This is a genomic window from Streptococcus sp. SI1, assembly GCF_030439945.1.
In the GTDB taxonomy this organism is placed as follows: domain Bacteria; phylum Bacillota; class Bacilli; order Lactobacillales; family Streptococcaceae; genus Streptococcus; species Streptococcus intermedius.
In genome coordinates this window covers 1-22458 of record NZ_JAQFJE010000005.1, presented here as the reverse complement: position 1 = coordinate 22458, position 22458 = coordinate 1, and the positions used below count along the sequence as shown (strand labels likewise).

Sequence of the window (22458 nt, the reverse complement as noted above, 5' to 3'; positions counted from 1 at the left end):
TATGAAATCAATCAAAAGAAATCCAAATGCAAGAATCTTTGATAAGTCTAATATAACAGAATTCGAATTACCTCTATTAACCAATAAAGAAAATAGTCAGCAACAATATAAAAATGCTGATTTAGACCACTCAACTGATTATGATTATAATAAATTCTTCTTAGATTTATTAAATGATGAAAAACTTAAGCAAATCGCGGATTCACAAGACAAAAAGATATTTCTTAAGTATATTTCAGATGAATTTCAATCAGCTTTTCCTAATTATCAAGACGAATTTGGGGATATTGCAATTCAAAGAGTTTGTACAAGAGATTGGTGCACTGCTTCATATGCGCTTTTTGTAGTTGTGGCTGTAGTAGCAGTTAATATTACAGTAGCTGCTGTGGATACGACTGTTCCCTTTAGAAATGTAGAAGAAGAAAACGTATTTTTAAATGGAACAATTACTTTAGCTACTGTATTAGGCAATGATAATTTTGCAAGCAATGTTAGAAGTTATATTGGTACTGAATTAAGCCAAGTAGGAATTGAATTATAAATATTATTGCCCTAAGTAAAAAATTATTAGGGCAATAATATTTTCTAAGGAGGAAGAATATGGTAATTAGTGTTGTAGACCCTAAAAGTATTGGTATATTAACAACAATGAAGTGTACTGCTGCATGCCAAGAATGCTGTTTTGAGTGTTCGCCAAATAGAAAAGAAAGAATCACCTTTACTGAAATCAAAAAAATTATTGATTCTATAGTTATTGCTTTTCCAACTATCAAAGTGGTAGCTTGGACAGGTGGGGAATGTACCTTATTAGGAGATGATTTGATTAATGGAATTTCTTATGCAAAAGGAAAAGGGATTTTATCTAGGATAGTCTCTAATGGATGGTGGGCGACTTCAGATGAAAAAGCTTTTATGTTGCTGAAAAAATTGAAAGAGGCAGGATTAGACGAAGTAAATATTTCAACAGGAGATAATCACCAAGAATTTGTTCCAGAAGATATTGCAATAAGAGCTGCGGTTACGGCTGCTGAGTTAGGAATATCTACTATAATATCTGTAGAAAAAAGAGGGAATGCTAAATTTAAGAAAGAGGATATTTTTAAAAATAAGATTTTTCAAAAATTTGCTGATAAAAATATTAATACAGATTTATTGAAGATTATTGACCCCGTTTGGGTATCTTTTCATTCTGATAATATATATGATTATGGAGAACTTAATCTATCTAATAATCTTGGAGGTTGTGATTCAATTTTTGAAACTCTATCAGTATCTAAAAATAATGAAGTTGCATTATGTTGTGGACTAAGTTTAGATTACATTCCTTCTCTCGTTTTTGATGATATACAATCTATGTGCGATAAGCCTGAAAATACTAGATTAAAATTTTATAACACATTTAATGACTTTTTAAAAATTTGGATTTATGTTGAAGGACCGTACAAAATTTTGCAAAAGGTTCAGAAATGGGATAGTAACATTGAGGTTCCTAATTTTATTCATCAATGTCTATATTGTTCATACTTGTATAACAATATAGATGTTCAAAAAGTAATCTCAGAGCACTATAAAGAGGTGCAAAATAAAGTAATGGAGAAATTTTATAATAAAGCTAAATGGAAAAAAATAAGTGTCAATATTATTTAAAAAACTGTCCATACCTAAGAAGTCTTACTTTAAGCTCAATCATTATTTCAATATTTTACGCATATGTTCCTCTGATTATTATTTATAATTGGACCAATTATAAATTCATGTTAAACTTAGTATTGTTAAGTATAGCGGCAGAGATAATTAGGTACTATTTAATCAGTAAATTTTCAATATCAATACTAACCTGCACAAGGAATATGTATAGGTTTAATAATTATAAAAATCAGCTGAATAAGGTAATAGATTTTGGTGAAAAAATAGACTTGATAAGTTATAATTTAATTAACATTATCTTTGGAGTCATACGGTATATCCCAGTAATTATAGTTTCTATTTTAATCTTGTTCCAACGAGCTGATAGCATTAAATTCTTTATACTGGTATCAATGATAGTGTTAGTAATAGAATTACTGATTTATGGATATGATAAAAAATTTAATAAATTATCTAAAAAATATCTTTTAACAAAAAACTGGGTCTACTCTAAGCTATCAGATCAGGGGCAATTAGATGCTGTCGACACTAAAAAACTACAATATTTAGAAAAGCAAATTATCTTATACTCTAATTTAAGAGGGATTTTAGTTAATGGTAGGTTACTCTTCGTTTTAATTTTTACACTATATGAATTCATTAATAGCCAAAACATCACATTTCTGATGTATTCCATTTATTTTTTCTACTCTGTTGATAAGTTATATAATATTTTACCAAATATCAGAAAAGTATCTGCATTGATTTTGATATTAGAGTAGGTGAGGTGAGTAAATATATGAAAATAAAAATCGTAAAAAGATATTGTTTTTCAATAATATTCCTTTCTATAATAATTATGTTAGAATCAATTCTATCAATTACATTACCTTATTTATCTAAATTACTATTGGATGAGGTCATTATTGATAATCATTATAGTTTATTAAGTATAATAATTATCTCTTTTGCAGTTATTATTGTATTACAATTACTTTTGGGAAGTTTGATATCAAGAGGAAGTGCAAAAATAGAAACTGATATTAGTTTCAAATTGAGAGATAATATCATAAAAAAGTGCCTTAATTTAAAAATAATAAATGCTAGTCAAAGAAGTAATATTCAGACTGTTTTGATTCAGGACACTGAATCATATGCAACCAATTTAGTTAACATATTTTACACCATATTTTCAAATAGTATTAGGGTAATAGGCTGTTTAATGTTGGTATTTTATATTAATCCTTTACTAAGTTCTATATGCGTGTTTTTCCTATTTTTTTATATTATATGGATTATTTTTATTGGTGAAAAAATTAAATCGCTGACTAATAAGACACAATTATCAAAAGAGAAAATAATACAGACTTCTGATAATATTCTTTACAATATCCTACCTATTCGGTTATATAATTTGTTTTCACATTCGTATCCTAAATATTATAAGTCTATTGAGGATAATGCTAATTTTGTAAAAAAAACTAGAAATTACACTAATTATATTTCCATCGTTTCAGCTATTATTATTTCAATTGCAACATTTGTTCCATTGTTTGTAGGGGTGGGTTTAATTAAAACATCTATTTTAACAGTAGGTGATTTAGTTGCTTTCAATGCTTATACAAATATGCTATTTAGCCCGATTACGCTTTTAATAGGTACTATATCTACAATAAAAACAACTAAAATATATGAAAACAGAATTATTAATTTGTTAGACTATTTAAAGCAATTTTATGTGGAGAAAAAAGGAAAAATAAAAAATAGTTTTACCAATAACTTTTCTCTAAAAGTACGTGGTGGGGAAATATGCGGAGGAGAAAAATTACTGATTAAAGATATTGATTTTACTTGTCATTCAGGAGATGTTGTTCAGATAGTAGGTGATAATGGATGTGGAAAAACTCTTTTCTTACAAACGCTTATGAGGATTGTTGATTTTAATGGAGATATCTTTTTGGGTGACAAATTAATATCAAATAGAGAAATAGAAGATATTAATGAAGACATAGTATATGTATCAAATGACTTAAAATTTGTAGAAGGTAGTTTTTCAGATAACATTTTTGGTGACATTTCTATTAATGAAATTTTGGATTTAGTTTGCTTGACCGAGCGTCTTTTGAAGGTAGGCGATATCAATTCTCTAGATATGGAGACGATTCAAAAAAATTTCAGTTCGGGAGAAATTCAAAAATTGCAAATTGCTAGAGCGTTAATGAAATCTCCTAAGGTGCTATTATTAGATGAGATGTTCTCGCATATTAGTCAAGGTGATTCTGATGTTATTTTGAATAGAATTCTAAGTAAATTCCCTCATACAATAGTAATAATTGTTGAGCATCATTATCATTCCGATTATGTTTCAATGGTTTATAAAATAAAGGATTTGCATTTAGTAAAAGAATTAATTTAGATTAAGTTTACTTCTACATGAATATATTTTTAACTAAGAATATCCTAGTCGACAAAAGTAAAACTAGTCAATATCAAAATAAACAACTCCTTTTATCAGCTACCGTATGTAGCTGATAAAAGGAGTTGTTTTTATAATCACTAGTAGGAAATTATTACGTACGTTCAAGTAGAATTAATTAAAGGATAGATAGTAGCAGCTAAGGATAGCAAACTAATTTACAATTTTTCCAGTATTTTACCAAATAATTCTTCTAACTTTCCTAAGTCTCCATAGACTGTTCCGTCCATATAAAGATTGTAAACCTCGTCATCTTGCTCTACACGTATTTGTGCAGAATAACCTTTTGATAGTGCTAAGGAACGAATAACTTCTCGTTGAGTTCGTCCATTCCCTTCTCGAAAGGGATGGAAATAATTAAGATTATCAAGAATTTTTGCTAATTGTTTAATAATTTTATTTTTTGAATTAGCAGTTTGATAATAGGTATGAATAAGATGGTTGATATAGTCTTGGGCAGTACTGAAAGATTGTATTGGCATAAAGGGATTCCCGCTTTTTGAGATATTCACCTCGCGATATTGTCCCGCCCAAGCATAGACATCTTGAAATAAATATTTATGAATGGCTAAAATATCACTAATAGAATAGACTTCAATGGTTTTCAAGCGCAAGTCTGCAAGCCTTCTAGTAACGAATAAGTGCTCATTCCGGTAGGCTTCTTTAATATTTGTAATATTTTGTTTGTTGATTAAGACTGTAGAATTTGGATAGGTATATTGGTGATTAGGGTCAATGTACTCATAGCCTTTGTATTGATTTTTAACCAATATTCAATTCCTTTCGTCTGTTGATAACATAAGCTTTTAAATCAATCACATCTTGAACAGTAGGTTCATAATTTTCAATCATTGATGACCCAATAGCATACCAGACGGTATCAAAATCTGAAAAGTTATCAAAGGGAATCCCTAAAATTGTTAATTCTTCTTTATTTACATCAAGAGTCATGGCACACCTCCTTGTATAAAGTTATCTTTATTATACCATAAAATCGGTATTTTCACCTAAAGGATAGAGACTGTTATTAAAGTATGAATTTATGATAAAATGGTTTTATTATAAAAAAGAAATAATGGGGGTGTAGCATGGAGCTATATATTACAGAAGCTTTAATAAAAGCAGGGATTGAGTTGGGAACTCTAACATTTAAAGGAACAACAACACTAGTGAATAGTAAAATTCAATCATTAAAGGAAGAACGTAATGCTGATAAATTACGAAATACTTATGATGAAATTGTAAATGAGTTACTTTCGGAACGAGAACAGGCAATCAGAATTGCTCAGGCATATAAAGAAGAATATGAAAAAGTACATATTGATGATAAAGATATTGAGTATTTGCACAACACTTTAGAACGGGTTATTTCTCTGCTATCTTCATTTACTAGTGTTGAAGATGGGAAAGAAGATTCAATGAAACAGTTAGTTGCTTTACTTAATAAGGATACTTTAAAGACTATGCAATTATTGGGATTTAATTACAAGGAGGCAATAGGAGAACCTCTAACGGAGGTTTGCTCAAATGCTATAAGAAATAAATTAGGAGGTCTATCATCTAAGAAAAACGTACGTAACAAAAAATAATTTAACCAATGGTGTGAACTTTTAGTATTTATCAGCTCAATTCTTTGTAATTTTGGGGTAAAATTCACACCATTCAGATGAAATTAGTTGAGATTAATTGAAATAACGCTTTCAGAAAAGCGTAGAAATGCTTGATATTAAAGGCTTTTGAAATTTAGTCAAACAAAAGTCGTTCAAACCAGGTCTTAAGAAAGCTCGTAAAGCTTCACAATTCTCAAAACGTTAATTAGTTACTGGACAGCAGAATACAAACGAAAACACTTTGCATCTTGCAAGGTGTTTTTTTCTATGAGAACTGGCGGTGCGCAATTAGGATAGCTCTAGCGACTTTAGTCGCATAGAGATATGCTATGCACAGTTGCCTCAAGAAAACAATGCTTCTTGGTCCACCCTGTTAGACAAGCTTCAAAACCAAGGAATCCAACAGGTTTCTCTTGTAGTTACAGATGGCTTTAAGGGGCTTGAGCAGATTATCAGTCAGGCTTACCCATTAGCTAAACAACAATGTTGCTTAATTCATATTAGTCGAAATCTAGCTAGTAAAGTGAAACGAGCAGATAGAGCGGTTATTCTGGGGCAATTTAAAATGATTTATCGTGCTGAAAATTTAGAAATGGCAGTACAAGCTTTAGAGGACTTTCTCGCCGAATGGAAACCAAAGTATAGGAAAGTCATGGAAAGTCTTGAGAAGACGGATAATCTTTTAACTTTTTATCAGTTTCCCTACCAGATTTGGCACAGCATGTATTCGACAAACCTCATTGAGTCTCTTAACAAAGAAATCAAACATCAAACGAAAAAGAAGGTTCTTTTTCCTAATGAGGAGGCTCTGGAACGTTACTTAGTTACGTTGTTTGAAGATTATAATTTCAAGCAAAGTCAACGAATCCATAAAGGGTTTGGTCAATGTTCTGATACACTTGAAAGCTTATTTGATTAACACTCCGTAACTCTACTTGAGTGTTTACACATAATTATTGACAGTATCAAAAAATAAAGTATATTGTTTTCATCATAATATAATTAGATATCAGTATAGAGAATTTTATCTATATATCAGATATCAGCAATTGCTTTTGCTGTCATTTTTCGCTACAATAGTTACAAGGAGGAAATAAACATGTTAAAAGAAGTATTAAACGTCGCAAAAGTTGCGAAAAAATCATCTCTCTTCTTAGGAGGGGTAGCATTTGGGACGCTTGGCTTGAAAGTCTTAGCAAGTAAAGAAGCTAAAAAAGCCTATTCTAAGGCCTTGGCTAAAGGTTACAAATTGAAAGATGGACTGGATGCATCTGTTTCTGTTGTAAAACAACACGGTGATGATGTTTTACAAGACGCTAAATATTTATACGAACAGGAAAAGAAAGAAGAACAATTAGATAGCCTGATAGGTGAATAATATGTCTTTTAAAGTGCTACACAGAGGATATCAACATATCCGATTGTCATCCTCGTTTTCACTGACCTTGGATATTCAAGCTTATCTTCGTTCCTTGGCTAGAGATGAAAAAGGGATCGACTCTATTCAGTTTTATATGGATCAGCAGCACTTTACTCTACGTATGAGAGAAGGCTTCTCTGTATTAGAAAATGCAGAGGCCTTTTTAAAAAGAATTGATAAGGGGAAAGTTTCGGACTTGATGACTCTTCCCATTCGTAGAGAAGAGAGTGCTTATTCAATTGTATCGGGTGCAGCGATTAAGCGTTGTCTGTTTCGAAGTTTTGTACCCTACCCTATTCGTTATATTTGGACTTGTTATCAGGCTTTGGGTTATGTCAAAGAAGCCTATCAAACTTTAGCGCGCAAGGAACTAACCATGGAAGTCTTGGACTGTTCGGCCATTTTGTTGTCCTTGTTTATGAACCAATCCAAGACAGCTAGCAACATCATGTTTATGCTTGATCTGGGTAATCATCTGGATCAGTGGTCTTTGAAAAAAACAGCAACAGATTTGGAACAAAGCCTTCTTGCTAAAGAAAGTGATGTTTTCTTAGTGCAGGGAGACATGGTCATCAGCATCAAGAGTTCTGATGTTCAAGTAGGTGATGTATTAGTTGTCTCCCAAGGGAATGAAATCTTGTTTGACGGCCAAGTGGTTTCAGGATTAGGCATGGTCAATGAGAGTTCCTTGACTGGAGAGAGCTTCCCTGTTGAAAAGAAAGAGGGAGATTCTGTATGTGCGAATACTGTTTTGGAAACAGGAGAGTTAAGAATTCGTGTGACTGATAATCAGATAAACAGTCGTATTTTGCAACTCATCAATCTGATGAAAAAATCTGAAGAGAGTAAGAAGACAAAACAACGTCATTTTATTAGGATGGCAGACAAGGTTGTAAAATATAACTTCTTAGGTGCTGGTTTGACTTATCTGTTAACAGGTTCGTTTTCAAAAGCCATTTCCTTTTTATTGGTGGATTTTTCATGTGCTCTAAAAATATCCACACCTGTAGCCTACCTTACGGCCATAAAGGAAGGTCTAAATCGAGAAATGGTTATTAAAGATGGTGATGTATTAGAAAAATATCTGGAAGTGGATACTTTCTTGTTTGATAAAACGGGTACCATCACGACGAGTTATCCTTTGGTTGAAAAGGTTCTTCCTTTCGGAGATTATACTGAGAAAGATATTTTAAGAATAAGTGCATGTTTGGAGGAACATATCTATCATCCTATTGCCAATGCAATTGTTAAACAAGCTGAAATTGAAGGCATTGAACACGAAGAAATGCATGGCAAGCTTCAGTATGTTGCAAGCAAAGGGATTAAATCGCAAATTGATGGTCAATCGGTTGTCATTGGAAATTATGTACTAATGCAAGACGAACAGGTAAGAATTAGTTCTGAGCAGCTGGCCTTGATTGAGCAATATAAGACTCATTACAATTTATTGTTTTTGGCTTATAAGAAAGAATTAATTGGGATGTTTTGTATCCACACTCCCTTGAGAAGCGAGGCGAAAGCTGCATTGAAAAAGCTAAAACGCCAAGGGAAAAAACTGATTCTGGCAACTGGTGATACGTTGGCTAGAACAGAAGAGTTGGTTAAAGATCTGCCATTTGACAACGTCTATACTGATTTAAAACCAGATGGTAAGTTTCAGTTGGTTCAGGAATTACAGAAAGCTGGCCGAACTATTTTGATGGTTGGAGACGGGTTAAACGACTCTGCTGCCTTGACGCTTGCAGATATTGGGGTTGTGATGAATGAAAGTGCTGATATTTCTAAGCAGATGAGTGATATTTTATTATTAGATAATCGTTTAGATTTCTTCGAGGAATTGAATTCTTTATCTGAATCGTTGCAGAAATTAATTCAAAGAAATATTCAAGAAACAGTTGTAATAAATGGAAGTTTAATTGGATTTGGGTTGTTAAATTGGTTAAGCCCATCTAATCTTTCGATATTGCACAATCTGACTACTTTAAGAATCGTCCTTCGTAGTCATTCTATTAAAAGTAGGTAAGAGACCGAGAAGCTGAGGTTATAAAAACTAAAAGGAGTTGTCTCATTTGAGAATAACGGCTCTTTGTCAACTGTAGTGGGTTGATGGAAAATTATACCCTGGAGAGGACCAAATTGGTTCTCTCCTTTTTGATGTTCAATGCAATGAGGATTCTAGTTTTGAAGTTTTAAAGTTCCGGAAGCCAAAAGCATTTCGTTTGATGATCTTGATGAGGTTATTAGTAGCTTCTAGTTTTGCGTTTGAGTAGGGCGGTTCTAGTGCATTTATGATCTTGCCCTTATCTTTCAAAAAGGTCTTAAAAACAGTTTGAAAAATAGGATTTACACAAGAAATTGTTTCTTCAATAAGCTCAAAGAGATGGTCAGCTTGTTTCTCTTGAAAATGAAAGAGTAATAGTTGATAGAGGTCATAGTGCTCTCTAAGTTCTTGAGAGTATGCAAGAAGGTTTTCGAGAATCTCTTTATTGGTCAAGTGTGAGCGAAAAGTTGGGAGATAAAAACGTTTATCACTGAGTTTACGGCTCTCCTGTTGAATGAGTTTCCAGTAACGTTTTAGTGCCTTATGTTTGTGTGATTTCCGATGGGATCGCAACACCTTGGGCGGTTTGCAGATGCAAAATTGGAAAACCAAGCATACGGTAGTGGATGGTCAACGTCTGTACTTTGACGGGACTGGAGCACAACTGTTCGGTAACTGGATTAAGTGGTTTCTTCTAACCATCATCACGTTTGGAATCTATGGCTTCTGGTTGCAAATAAAAATGGAGCAATGGATTGTCAAACACACTCATCATGTTTAATCATTAAACTGCGTCTTCTTTTATAGGAGATACCGTTCTTCCTTCTTTGAATAAGGAATCTAAAATTTCTGGCTTTCTCTATCTGTTCAATTGATAGATTTCTTCAGAAAAAGGCTGTAAAATTTTTGATATAATGTTAAGGATGGACTGATGGCTACTTAAAGGAAAATTTTCAAAAGAATAATAGGTGAGAATTTAAAGTATGTAAGATTGGACAGAAGTCTCTCTACCATCATCCAGGCAGAAACAAAATTATATGAAATAAAAGGAGTAACCGATGACCGGAAACTATTCAACACGGGAATACCGTGAGAAATTATATGATGATCTTCATGTTTGATTAAGAGATACAGTGATTTTGATGTGTGCGATTTTTATTGCCTCTATAGGTCTAAATATGAATTCAACAGCTGTCATTATTGGAGCCATGCTGATTTCCCCTCTTATGACACCGATTGTTGGACTCGGATTTGGTTTAGCTATTTTTGATACGCGTTTAATCAAGCAATCTCTAGAGGTTTGATTTACTCAAGTATTGGTCAGCTTGCTTGTATCGACTCTGTATTTTTGGATTTCTCCCTTATCTTATGCAAGTAGCGAGTTGATTGCACGAACCTCTCCAACCATTTGGGATGTTCTCATTGCTATTGCTGGTGGGATAGCAGGTGTCATTGGTTCAAGAAAAAAAGAAGCAAACAATATCGTGCCAGGAGTAGCCATTGCAACAGCTTTGATGCTACCTATCTGTACTGCAGGCTATGGTTTAGCTAATAGAAATGTACGATTTTTATTTGGGGCTCTCTATCTTTTCTTGATTAACTGTGTCTTTATCATGCTAACCAACATTGTTGGAACAAGAATTTTGATGAGAAAATCTCCTTTAAGTTCATTTAAAGAGCTAAACATTAAAATGAAAATTGGCTTGATATCCTTGATTGTATTATTGGTTCTTACAGCCAGTTATTCAGCAGTCACTCTGACGATAGATCAAGCGCGAAAAGAAGGGATCAAACAGTTTGTAGGAAAAGAGTTCGCCAATCATACGGTCATTAATCAAGTCTACAAGTCAAGGAATAATGAATTGGTCTTGACGGTTGTTGGAGATCCAATTTCAGAAGAAGAATTAGAAACCATTCGCCAAAAACAAGCCTCTTACGGTATTCAATCTGTTCAATTGAAAGTCAATCAAGTCCATAATTCGACAAAATTAGATAGTGAGACGACCAAGGAATTTTACGAAAACATTGACAAGTATATCGATCAAAAACTCTCTGAAAAAGATTCACAAAACGATCTCGTAAAAGAAAATGAAGCAGACAAGGATTGAGGACGATGAACTGAATAGGTTTTTATGCCGTGTTTTTCTTGTTTGTTCTTCTTTCTTACCTATAACGAAATAAAATTGATGAATACGAGATTTTTCTTTAGATGAAAGAAAGTACATAGAAGTAAGGGGTAGTATAAATGAGTAAAGTATTTTACTGAAAATTCAATTTATAAAAAAACAACCAGAAAGAAAATATTAATTTTGCGGTTTTTCTTTCTGGTTGTTTTCTGATAACGGAGGTTTGCTCAAATGCTATAAGAAATAAATTAGGAGGTCTATCATCTAAAAAAATGTATGTAACAAAAAATAATTTAACTAATGGTGTGAACTTTTTAGTATTTATCAGCTCAATTCGTGTATTTTTAGGATAAAGTTCACACTATTTAAATGAAATATTATTCAAATTAGATGATTGTTCTTTCTGAAAACGTGGGAAAACATTGATTTTAAGCCCATCTTGAAACTTATTCAAATAGAAATGTTTCCAACTAGGTCTTAAGAAAGCTCGTAAAGCTTCACAATTTAGTAAACGTTAAAACTTATTTACATTTATTGAAAGCATTTCGTATCCAAAATACGGGATGCTTTTTCTGTCTAGCTTAATTTTATAAATTGGATTTTACCTTGACAATTCAAGCTAGAGGAATAATTCTTATTACTACATGAGTAGTGTAAAGTATGCCAGATTAACTCAAAAAGCATACATTTTGTAATTAGATACCAAAGTGACTTTTTTTATGTAATTATTTGAAGGTTGAGTTACTCGTTATTGACTCGATTATTGGACTCGCATTGTTTTACTTTTACTTCCCAATATAAATAGAAATATTTTAAATATTTTGGTAGAATAAAAAAAAAGGAGGTATATTATGACGCAACGTATAAAAGTAAATAATAAAGTTTTATCAGCATATATTCATAATTCTAATACTCCTATTGAATTAATACGTAAAAGATTGCCTAATATAGATAAATTTTTATCTGGAGAACTAGATCCGACATTTAATCAATTATCAATACTTTCAAAACTTATTAATGTTCCTACTGGATTGTTAGTACTCAAAGAAAGAATTACTCCTATTAGTTTAAATATTGATTTTAGAACTTTAAATTCACAATATTTATCTGACATTAGTCCGGAATTAAAAGCTACAATTCTTGAAATGCAAGAAAAACAAGACTTTTTGAGAGATACAGTTGAGAATGAATGTTATTTCGTTGGTATGTTTGATTTTGATAGTAAACATGAAGAAGTAATAGAAAAAGCACGAACTCTTCTGGGAGCTGAGATTACAAAAAATCGATTTAACCATTATAGAAAAGTGTTAGGTAATTTAGGAATATATATTTTTTTAAATGGTAAGTATAAAGATAACACTCATCGTCCATTAAATATTAAAGAATTTAGGGGCTTTGTTCTGTCTGATAAAAAAGCGCCTATTATTTTTATCAATCAGTTAGATTCTAAAGCAGGTCAATTATTCACGCTAATACATGAATTTATTCATGTATTGTATGGTGATAGTGACTTATTAGAAAGCGAAGAGTTGAGTAAACGAAATAAAAAAGAGGCGATAATAAATTCAGTAACAGTTGAAATTTTAGCTCCAAAATCTTTAATTATAGATTTATTTGATGAAGAGAAAAATATAAAAGATAATTTAGAAATCATTTCAAAGAAAACTGAGGTTAGTAAGTTTGTTGCTCTAAGGCGTTTATATGATTTATCAATGATTTCAAAAGATACTTATCAATCTATAAATTATGAATTAGAGGAAGAATTTAAGCAAATACAAAAACTCAGAAAACCTTTCAACGGTGGGAATTATAGTAATAATCTTAGATTCAGAATCGACAATAACTTCTTTAAATATGTGAATAATGCTGTCCAACAAAATAAGATTACATATACAGATGCTTTTAATATTGTTGGAGTCGGTTATAAAGGATATAAGATATTGAGTAAGGGAGAGGGATAAATGTATTTATTAGATTCAAATATATACATCAACTTTTATGATAGATATTATCGTAATGAATTTTTCCCAACTTTCTGGCTTAATTTTGTGAGTATTTTGAATTCAAATGTAAAAATTCCTGATATAGTGGTTTCAGAGAATTATCAAGATCCATGGTTTAGGGACTGGTTAGTGATAAATACGAAAAAGATTTAATAGACCATAAATCTTATGCTAGAGAGTGGAGTGAAGTAATTCAATATATTCAAGATAGTCCTTTATATAAAGATACTGCTCTCTTATCGGAAAAAGGTTGGGCAAATGAAAAAATTGCAGATCCCTGGTTGATTGCTATTGCTAAAAGAGAGAATTATACAATCGTAACTGATGAAGTTAAAAATATTAATCTCAGTGATAAGAATCCTAGTAAAAATGCTAAAATTCCAGATGTATGTGAAAAATTTAAGATTAGATGTATTTCTATGAATCAATTTTTTGCAGAAATTGGACTATCTATCTGATGCTGATCTAGTTGAATTATAGTAGTATGGAATCTTTGACATGAATATATTAGAGGTCGAGAGTTATTGAAATAGGCTCATTGTCAACTGTAGTGGGTTGATAAAAAGTTACAATCTGGAGAGGACTAAATTGGTTTTCTCCTTTTTAATGTTCAAAGTGATGAGAATTATAGTTTCTATAACCGTCAATTTCTTGTAAACCCTTTCATTTTTTTGTATAATATATTTGAAAAAGGGTGACATAAAGTAGTAATAATAAAAAAATTATAAAGGAGGTTGCAGTCATGAAAAAAATGTCTGTAAAAGAACAACAGACTGTCGTTGGTGGAGCAGTTTGGGTTTGTCTGATGACCATGAGAGAAGATATAGAGGTCATAAAACAATCGTTCGTGCATAATCTTTAGGTCACTTGATTATTTTCAAGTGGCTTTTTTCTTAAAAAGTGGATATTAGGGGTTGCTATAGTATTACTAGTGAAAATATGATTTTGAGGAAAACTTATGAAAAATTATTTTAGAGGAGTAATGCAACATGATGCTCAAGACTGTGGTGCAGCATGCTTAACCTCCATTATACATTTTTGGGGGAATAATGCTCCTATGTCTTTGATAAGGGAAAAAATGAAAGTTGACAAATCGGGCTCTAACTTTTATACAATTGGGATAGTAGGGGAGCAATTTGGGTTAACTTCAACAGCCTTAAATGGTACACTTGATGAGTTATTAGAAGAATTAAAAAATAATAGATTACAGCTTCCTTTTATTGCACATTTTTTAAATAATCATTCAAAAGGGCATTTTGTTGTGGTTTATAAATATAGCAATTCAAAAATAACTATATTTGATCCTGGTGAGGGCAAACAAGTATTAACTTTTGAACAATTTAATAAGAAGTGGTCAGGTTCAATTTTAACTTTTTCAAAAAATGATTCTTGGGAGGATAATAATCAGTTTAATAAAAATTATATTAAACTTATAAATGTCATAGCCTCAGAGAGGAAAAAATTTTTTTACACAATTTTATATTCTTTAGGAATATCATTAATTTCAATAGCTGGAGCTTTCTTTTATAAAAATGTTATAGATAATATGATACTAAATAATGGAAAGTCAAATACTTTTGACGGAATTTTAGGTCAAATTATCTCAAGAATCGATTTATTATTATTGGTTCTTGTCATACTCTATTTTTGTCAGTTAATAATTAGCCTATTAAATGGTTTTGTATTAGCAAAAATGGCCGAAAGAATCAATAATAACTTGATGTTACTTTTCTTCAGTAATATGATTGGCTTACCGCTAGAGTTTATAGATAGAACTGATTCAGGAAGTATATTATCGAGGTTTCATAATATTACTGAAATTCAAAATCAAGGAATTAATATGATTTTGTCAATGGTTTTAGACACTATATTAGCAATAGTAGGGGCAATCATCTTGTGCTCTATTAGTCCAATTTTATTTATGTCGGTAGTTGTAATATTAGTTATTTATGTATTTATTACAATTATCTTTATTTCACCATTGAAAAATGTTAATCGAAATGTACAAAAAGAGCACTCTGATTTATTAACAATAATTAATGAAGTATTATCTGGAATTGGAACTATAAAATTACAACAGGGAGAAGGAAGATTCATTCATAAATTTCATGATACAACTCTAGAACTTTCTAAAGGTCTTTTTAAAATTTTAAGTTTAAAAAATATTTTAAACTCTTTGGTTGTATTAGTGGAGTCAATAGGTACATTAATAATTATTTGGATAGGTAGCAAATTAGTTATATCTGATACTATCTCATTAGGCGAATTAGTAGCTTTTGAATCACTAACTACTTTTTTTATCATACCTGTAAAAAATATTATTAAATCATTTGGAGAATTTCAAAATACATTAGTTTCTATTGGAAGAGTTACTGATATTTTAGAAATCGAGAAGGAATATTCAGACAGTAAATCTAATAAAAGTTTTACTAAACAGATAAAAACAGTCCAGCTAAAGAATGTAGATTATCAATATAATTTAGTTAATAAAAGTCTCGATAACATTGATATTACAATAAATACAGGTTCAATTATTGGAATAACTGGAACAAATGGTTCTGGGAAAACTACACTATTGAAAATGATAGGTACTCTCATTAATCCAAAGAAGGGAGAGATCATTTATGAGGGGACAAAGCTTTCAAAAGATCGATTACCTGATATAAGAAGTAAGTTAGCATACGTTAGTCAGGATCCCTATGTATTTGAAGGGACACTGAGAGATAATTTAACTTTGGGAAATTCAATGATTGTAGATGAAGAAATCAATAGGATTTGTATCGAATTTGGTTTATTTGAACTTACATCAGAGGGAAATGGGCTAGGGCTATTTCTTCTAGAAAATGGAGAGAACTTATCTGGTGGTCAAAAACAAAAAGTTGGTTTAGCTAGAGCTATACTAAGTAATCCTGAAATTTTATTATTAGATGAGGCGACAAGTAGTTTGGATAAAGAATCCGAGAAAAAAGTTTTTGAATATTTAAATTCAATTAAAAAAAATATGATAATAATAAGTATTTTTCATGAAGATAGCTTCATGAAATTTGTAGATAGATTTATTGTTATGGATAAAGGAAGAATCATTTATGATGGATTTCCCTTAGATAAGTAAATAAATAGTATGTTTGAATATAAACGTTGTTAACTAGAAGGGAAGACGAAATGGCACTATTACAAATTATTGGTCTAAATAAATCGTATAACAAAAAGAAAGTAATTGAAGATTTGTCATTTGAGTTGCAGAGTGGCGAAATAATGGGACTCATTGGACAAAATGGTTCTGGGAAAACTACAATATTCAAGACGATTTTAGGTTTAGTAAAAAAAGAATCTGGTGAAATTAAAATCAATGGGAAACTAATTGAAGGGAAATCAAAGGGCTATTTGAATACTATTGGTACGATTATTGAATATCCTACATTTTATGAATCTTTAACAGCTAGACAGAATTTAATGCTTATTTCTAGTCTTTATGATGAAGTAAACTTATCAAAAGAAGATCTTTTAAACTATCTGCATTTAGTTGGTTTAGACAATAGTGTGGATTGTAAAGTATCTAGTTTTTCATTAGGTATGAAACAACGTTTGGGGCTTGCTCAAGCCTTAATCCATCAGCCAACTATCTTATTATTAGATGAACCATTCAATGGATTAGATCCCATAGGAATGAAAGAGTTTAGAGACTTGCTCATTGAATTGTCTAAAAAAGGAGTTGGGATTGTAATTTCGAGTCATTCATTGGAAGAATTAAGTAAGTTAGTAGATACAGTTACAATTATCAATCAAGGGAAAGTAATTTTCCAAGGGAAAAAGACAGAATTTTTATCACTTGGATCTATAAAGAACGTTTGGTTGTTGAAAACTGATAACTTAGAACTTACAAAGTCTATCTTAAATAACTTAAACATTGTTTTTTCTGAGAGAATAGAGCAACTTGAGTTATCTTTAGATATAGAATCAATGAAAGAGGTAAAGGAGAAATTACTCACAGAGTTATTACGTCAGGATATCTCCATCATAAATTTTTCTGAGAAACAAAATAATTTTGAAGATATTTTTATCAAAATGCAGAGAGATATGGAGGTTTGATATGCTTAAATTAATAAAGATTGAGTTGTTCAAATTATTTGCTGGGAAAAAGATTTTCTATGTTTTTGGAGGGTTTGTTTGTGTCATTTCTCTATTGATACTGTATCTAAGAATGGTTGCACCAGAATCTTCATTTGGAAATGTTTTTAAAACCTCCAGCGATACATTTTCGATATTTGCTTTGATAGTCGGAGTTACAGTAGCATTAGTACCGTTTTATCAAGAAATTCAGCAAAAAACAATTAAATCATTGTTAGTCACACCGGTTAAACGAGTAGAAATTTTGTTTTCAAAATTGTTAGCATCTATTTTTACCTCATTCTTAATTTTAATTGTTTTAAGTTTAACATCTTTTATAGCGACAACATTACTATTTGGATTTTTTAAAGTTGGAGCTTACTCTTCATCTGCAGATAATATGTTTACTTTTACAGCTGGATTAATTCAAATTATTACAACGTTTCTTACAACTATTTTTTATAGTACTACAATTATTTGTTTATTTTTGATAACAAATTCTTTATCGAGTACCCTAGTTGGAGTTGTTTTGTTAAGAGGTTTAGGAGAACTGATTTCAAGAAGTTTATTAGACAAAAATAACTTATTATTATCTTTTAGCCCATTAGGAGTATTGAATATTTTAAACCCTGTTTCAAGGAATATTTCGATAATTAGCTACACCATTCAACTACTTTTAACTGTTATTTATTCAATAGTAATTTTTTACATTGACACTAAACTATTTGAAAACAAAGAATTCTAAATCTATAAAAAGTACAAAACAGTAACAATTCAAATGGTGTGAACTTTTTGGTGAAATCTAGCTCAATTCGTTTATTTTTAGGGTAAAATTCACACCATTCAATTGAAAGTTATTTAAATTAGATGAAATATTTCTTTCTTAAAAACATGTGGAAACATTGATATTAAGCATATATTGAAATTCATTCAAATACGAGGTGTTCAAACCAGGTCTTAAGAAAGCTCGTAAAGCTTCACAATTCTCAAAACGTTAATCAATACGATTATATCAAGGTTTCAAGACATTCAAGAGAACTATCTTGGGTGTCTTTTTTGGCTAAAAAACAAGAGATTCCCCGAAATTTCCCTGAGCCATTTTTTGAGATTTCTAAAAGCAATCTCACCGACTGTTTGATTAACTGTGTCAGTTGTGTTTACATATGTTTTAGTAACTTGTTTATCACTATGGGTAAGTGCTTCTGAAATCTTCTCTAAGGATATATCAGCACGTCTTGCTAGAGTAGCACCAGTAGTCTTAATTTGTGTGGGGAAGCTGGTGAAAGCCCAAGATATCGTCTTCGTATAGAGTTCATTCTATGATTTAGTAGTCTATATGAAGAGGAACATTAACCCCATTTGATCTATTGTTGTATGTAAAGAGAAATTGTTTTTCACTCTGCTTAATTCCGAATAGTTTTAGTTGCCGTCTTTGTTCTTTTTTCCATTCGTTTAGAATATCCATAAGTTCTTTTGGTGCTCTAAACAAGGTTATTTTGTTACCTTTTGTAGATTTTAATTTTCCAAAACGATCTAATGCTTGTTCAATTAAAATTTATATGTTTCCATTGGAGAGCATAGGACTCAGATTTTCTATCTGATAAGAAGAACGTAGTATAGAATAAAGCATACTTATTAAACTAGCTCTTACAAAATCTCCAATTTTTCTCCCAAAAATAAGCTACTTTCTTAAGTAGTCTAGATTGTCCAAGTGCTTTTAAATCAACAAAGTAATCCTAACTAAAATATCAAATTCTCGGCTGCTAGTATAGTTGAAAAGACAAGGCTTAGAAACTTTGTCTTTTCTTTTCAATATCTGAGCTTAAGGTTACTAAAAATTTCTAGTTTCTTTTTTTGATGGTAATTTTAGGTAACGAAAAAGAGAAGAGGTTCTATCCTTCTTCTCTCTAAAACTCACTAACCAATACTAATTTTTAGTTCTTGCTTAAGAGCTACAGCTAATTTGCTCATAGTTTCAATACTAGTGTTATGTCCTCTTTCAATACGAGCGATAGTTGATTGAGGAACATGGGATAGTTCTGAAAGTTGGCGTTGTGTTAGACCGGCTTTTGAACGGGCATTAGCAACAGCTAACGCACTTTCTAAAATGACTTTTTCAGCTTGGTAGCCCTCATTAAAAGAATTATCACTAAGTTGTTCATTTAAGAAATCATTGAATTTAATTGTTTCCATTTTTCTGTTCCCCTTCAAATTCTTTTTTGATGAGTTGTGCCTTTTTAATTTCATTAATTGGTGTTTTTTGGGACTTTTTGGTAAAACCATGAGTAATAATATGTCTATTATCCACAGCATGAAAGTAGAGAGCACGTTGAATATTAGATGATACTTTGGAACGAATTTCAAAAATATCACTATTTAATTTCTTTACCCATTCCATATGCTGGGCAGTTAATAGTCCATGTTCTTGTATCATGCTAATAGTTGCCAGTAGTTTTTCTTTATCTTTTTGTGGTAAGGATTTATAAAACTCTACAAATTCATTATGACCATTTGGTCTTGTATAGAACTCAAATATTGGCTTTTTCATTGTATCTCCATGATAGCATATATTGTTCAAAAAGACAACTGATATTTCCTCAACCATTTAAAATAAACTTGATAGTTTATTTGTCAATGCAACTTGTTTGCTTGGATGTAAGTGTGAGCAAGTGTCAATTGTAGTTGTTATAAATGCATGTCCGAGACGTTCTTTCACAACTCCAATTATTTTTAAGACAGGCTGATAAGATTAAGGAAATTGCAAATGATGTTAATTTTATATTGGAACATAAGAACATATTAGATAAAGGTTCTTGATTTGAAAAAATTAAATAAAAACAAAGCTTAAAATAATTTGCTAAGCTTTGTTTTTTTTAGGTTAAGTATGTTTAATAAACAGAATATGTAATATTTTGAAATGAACATATTTTTTGGCTTTTCAGCATATAGTTTTATATACTGAAAATGGGTTTACTATTAAACCGGATATCCATAAAAAAGATAGTAAAAAAGTATCTTTCTACGAGTTAGAAGAATACCATAAATTAACTAAATTAATTATAACAGAAGAAAAAGGTGTTTTATTATGAAACTCACTTATGAGGACAAAATCCAAAACTATCGGCTTAAAGCGACTGTCAGAAAAATATGGGGTTAAACTTTTAAATCTTACATACCTAATTCGATTCATTGATTGCTAAGGATTAGAAGCTGTCAAAAAAGGAAAAAACCGTTATTGCTCTCCTACCTTTCCTCTGCCAAACGCTATGGAGCTCTCAAAATCCATAATAGCTGTATTGAGTCGTTTCATACCACGATCAAAAGAGAGTGTATCTAAGAAATATTTAGGGGAAATTATATCAACTAATACCGACCAGAATAGGAATATTTAAATATTCCTTCTTTTCGATCGTCATTACTAGATTCTAAAGAAAGAAAACGTTTTAATAAATTTTCGAAAAACTATAGCATAAATTTAATTTATTTGCTATAATGTGGCCATAAGGTTGTATGAAAAGGAATAACAAGGGATGGCAATAGCGATTTTGCAGACAATTTTTGGCCAGACGGGCAGATTTATGGTTCTGTTTTTTCGTGATGTAAGAAGTTGTAGTCGGCAAGAATATGTACGTGATGGATAGATATGTATTCTTGTCGATTTTTGTATACATTTTTTCAAAAAAATAAAAAACAAAAAATTATAAGGAGTAATGAAATGAAAAAGAGAAGAGGACAATTTTTCAAAAGTGCAATTTCGTTTTTGGTTGTATTTTTGATGGTAATAGTAAGTATCATTTACCCATCTTCAAAAATTAAAGCAGATGGATTTCCTAATGATGCTACGGGAGTATCGCCAAATGGTAAATATTACTCGGCAGGGAGAGAAAACCGTTTAGGAATGGTTACATCAGATGAATTGCATACAGCTACAGAACTATTCGGTTTTTGTATGGCAAATAGCAAGAAATATCCAGGATATGATTCAAAAAAGGATGAGTATTTTGGGGTGTATGAACAAATCTTAAACCTCAATAAAGAAAGCTTTAATAAGCTTGTTAGAGATAATCATACGTATGGTAACATTCCTACAAGTCCAGAGGAACTTTGGGATAAAGTATCTAAACTGATTTATATTTATTTGAAAGACCCTACAAATGTTATCGGACAAGCTGGTTGGACGAATCCACAGGATGCAATGTATGAATTTTATACTGTTGTACAAAATGAAATATGGCGTTATACAGATGGACAAAAGGTGGATAAAGATACTAATTCATATTTGTATTATAAATATTCAAAACAAGGTCAAAAAGCAGTGTACTTACTGCGTGACGCTGTGAATAGCATCAGTATACCTAGTAATTTTGAACTTCGTGGCTATAAACCTGAATGGGTTCAAGGTCAAAAAGGATACCAAGCTATTGTAACTGGTAGATTGAAAGTAGATCAACCTGTCGGGGAAATAAAGACTACAGTAACAGCAGGTGGAAAAACCTCAAGTGAAAACGACATTGCTACATTGAAGGCGCAAGACGTTATAGGTGGGGTTGAAGTCTCTGATAAGATAACATATAGTGGTCTTTATCCAAATACAGAATATGATGTTATAGGTGAAATTTACGAAGTAAAAGATGGAGAACTTGTTAATCCAGGACGACCGGTTTCTGTAGTCAATAGTGGTGACGATTTAAAAACAGATGCAACAGGAAAAGGGAAATGGACATTAAACTTTGGAAAGCTTGATTTAGAAGCAGGAAAATCCTATGTGGTCTTTGAAAAAGTTGTTTCATTAAAAAACGTGATAGATACAGATGGAGATGGAAAACCGGATAAAAAACAAGAACTATCGCATAATGATCCAAAAGATAAATCGCAAACATTTACAATTTTACCTAAGGAAATAGTTGAACAAGATGTTGTCTTCAGTAAGGTGAATGTGGCTGGTGAAGAAATCGCTGGTGCGAAGATCCAACTGAAGGATGCGCAAGGTCAAGTCGTTCATTCCTGGACTTCTAAAGCAGGTCAAAGTGAAACAATCAAACTGAAAGC

16 protein-coding genes and 6 pseudogenes are annotated in these 22458 nt (G+C 31.2%); 15 read left to right on the top strand and 7 right to left on the bottom strand.

All coding sequences use genetic code 11. The features are described from left to right. Position 1: 1 nt before the first annotated feature. The 3 genes from PCY10_RS06960 (at position 2) to PCY10_RS06950 (ending at position 4042) form a co-directional block, all read left to right on the top strand. Positions 2 to 541 (top strand): hypothetical protein, encoded by a 540-nt coding sequence (locus PCY10_RS06960; protein ID WP_020999130.1) that lies wholly within the window; start codon positions 2 to 4, stop codon positions 539 to 541. A gap of 59 nt (positions 542 to 600) precedes the next feature. Further along, the gene (locus PCY10_RS06955; protein ID WP_020999129.1) at positions 601 to 1647 is read left to right on the top strand and encodes a radical SAM protein; all 1047 of its coding nucleotides are present in this window, start codon (positions 601 to 603) and stop codon (positions 1645 to 1647) included. A gap of 778 nt (positions 1648 to 2425) precedes the next feature. Then, positions 2426 to 4042, top strand: coding sequence for an ABC transporter ATP-binding protein (locus PCY10_RS06950; protein WP_020999127.1), 1617 nt, complete (start codon positions 2426 to 2428; stop codon positions 4040 to 4042). 218 nt (positions 4043 to 4260) lie between these two features. Here the strand turns inward: PCY10_RS06950 and PCY10_RS06945 are convergent, their stop codons facing one another. Both PCY10_RS06945 and PCY10_RS06940 read right to left on the bottom strand, forming a co-directional pair. Continuing rightward, positions 4261 to 4872, bottom strand: coding sequence for a Fic family protein (locus tag PCY10_RS06945; protein ID WP_020999126.1), 612 nt, complete (start codon positions 4870 to 4872; stop codon positions 4261 to 4263). Further along, positions 4865 to 5053 carry a hypothetical protein gene (locus tag PCY10_RS06940; RefSeq protein WP_009569395.1) on the bottom strand — a complete coding sequence of 63 codons (189 nt, stop codon included), beginning with the start codon at positions 5051 to 5053 and terminating at the stop codon, positions 4865 to 4867. Before PCY10_RS06940 ends, PCY10_RS06945 begins: the two co-directional genes overlap by 8 nt. 137 nt (positions 5054 to 5190) lie before the next feature. Between PCY10_RS06940 and PCY10_RS06935 the strand changes: the two genes are divergently transcribed. The 4 genes from PCY10_RS06935 to PCY10_RS06920 all read left to right on the top strand — a co-directional run bounded on the left by PCY10_RS06935 (position 5191) and on the right by PCY10_RS06920 (position 9155). Further along, on the top strand, positions 5191 to 5691 hold the full coding sequence (locus PCY10_RS06935) for a hypothetical protein (RefSeq protein WP_009569393.1): 501 nt from the start codon (positions 5191 to 5193) through the stop codon (positions 5689 to 5691). A 337-nt stretch (positions 5692 to 6028) separates the two neighbouring features. Beyond that, complete coding sequence (locus PCY10_RS06930; protein ID WP_257995438.1) at positions 6029 to 6631, top strand: transposase; 603 nt, start codon at positions 6029 to 6031, stop codon at positions 6629 to 6631. Positions 6632 to 6811: 180 nt separating this feature from the next. Continuing rightward, a complete protein-coding gene (locus PCY10_RS06925) occupies positions 6812 to 7090 on the top strand; it encodes a DUF6110 family protein (protein ID WP_003075836.1) in 279 nt (92 codons plus the stop codon). 1 nt (position 7091) lies between these two features. Beyond that, positions 7092 to 9155: a heavy metal translocating P-type ATPase gene (locus tag PCY10_RS06920; protein ID WP_301558949.1), complete on the top strand. Its 2064-nt coding sequence runs from the start codon at positions 7092 to 7094 to the stop codon at positions 9153 to 9155. Between the two features lie 91 nt (positions 9156 to 9246). On the opposite strand, the pseudogene PCY10_RS06915 reads toward PCY10_RS06920, so the two are convergent. After that, a pseudogene (locus tag PCY10_RS06915) lies at positions 9247 to 9734 on the bottom strand (transposase); the annotation flags it as partial. Here PCY10_RS06915 and PCY10_RS06910 point away from each other — a divergent pair. The 7 genes and pseudogenes from PCY10_RS06910 (at position 9710) to PCY10_RS06880 (ending at position 18154) form a co-directional block, all read left to right on the top strand. Continuing rightward, positions 9710 to 9954: pseudogene (locus PCY10_RS06910) on the top strand (DUF898 family protein). The pseudogenes PCY10_RS06915 and PCY10_RS06910 sit on opposite strands and share 25 nt — an antisense overlap. Before the next feature lie 277 nt (positions 9955 to 10231). Continuing rightward, positions 10232 to 11281, top strand: a pseudogene (locus PCY10_RS06905) (DUF389 domain-containing protein). 869 nt (positions 11282 to 12150) lie between these two features. Next, positions 12151 to 13260 carry an ImmA/IrrE family metallo-endopeptidase gene (locus tag PCY10_RS06900; protein ID WP_021003196.1) on the top strand — a complete coding sequence of 370 codons (1110 nt, stop codon included), beginning with the start codon at positions 12151 to 12153 and terminating at the stop codon, positions 13258 to 13260. Beyond that, positions 13261 to 13760 (top strand): annotated as a pseudogene (locus PCY10_RS06895) (DUF4411 family protein). A 500-nt stretch (positions 13761 to 14260) separates the two neighbouring features. Then, entirely contained in the window at positions 14261 to 16414 is a 2154-nt protein-coding gene (locus PCY10_RS06890; protein ID WP_041787548.1) for a peptidase domain-containing ABC transporter, read from the top strand. Positions 16415 to 16464: 50 nt separating this feature from the next. Then, positions 16465 to 17391, top strand: a complete 927-nt coding sequence (locus tag PCY10_RS06885) for an ABC transporter ATP-binding protein (protein ID WP_009569386.1) — start codon at positions 16465 to 16467, stop codon at positions 17389 to 17391. A 1-nt stretch (position 17392) separates the two neighbouring features. Further along, a complete protein-coding gene (locus tag PCY10_RS06880) occupies positions 17393 to 18154 on the top strand; it encodes an ABC transporter permease (protein WP_021003193.1) in 762 nt (253 codons plus the stop codon). Between the two features lie 293 nt (positions 18155 to 18447). Here the strand turns inward: PCY10_RS06880 and PCY10_RS06875 are convergent. The 4 genes and pseudogenes from PCY10_RS06875 to PCY10_RS06860 form a co-directional block, all read right to left on the bottom strand. Then, positions 18448 to 19040 (bottom strand): annotated as a pseudogene (locus PCY10_RS06875) (tyrosine-type recombinase/integrase); the annotation flags it as partial. 286 nt (positions 19041 to 19326) lie between these two features. Continuing rightward, on the bottom strand, positions 19327 to 19602 hold the full coding sequence (locus PCY10_RS06870; RefSeq protein ID WP_041787545.1) for a helix-turn-helix transcriptional regulator: 276 nt from the start codon (positions 19600 to 19602) through the stop codon (positions 19327 to 19329). Then, on the bottom strand, positions 19589 to 19957 hold the full coding sequence (locus tag PCY10_RS06865; protein ID WP_021003192.1) for a type II toxin-antitoxin system RelE/ParE family toxin: 369 nt from the start codon (positions 19955 to 19957) through the stop codon (positions 19589 to 19591). The genes PCY10_RS06870 and PCY10_RS06865 overlap by 14 nt, the downstream gene beginning before the upstream one ends. Positions 19958 to 20014: 57 nt before the next feature. Continuing rightward, positions 20015 to 20128 (bottom strand): annotated as a pseudogene (locus PCY10_RS06860) (integrase); the annotation flags it as partial. 996 nt (positions 20129 to 21124) lie between these two features. Between PCY10_RS06860 and PCY10_RS06855 the strand changes: the two are divergent. Then, a partial coding sequence (locus PCY10_RS06855) for a thioester-forming surface-anchored protein (protein WP_301558948.1) occupies positions 21125 to 22458 on the top strand: 1334 nt, incomplete at its 3' end.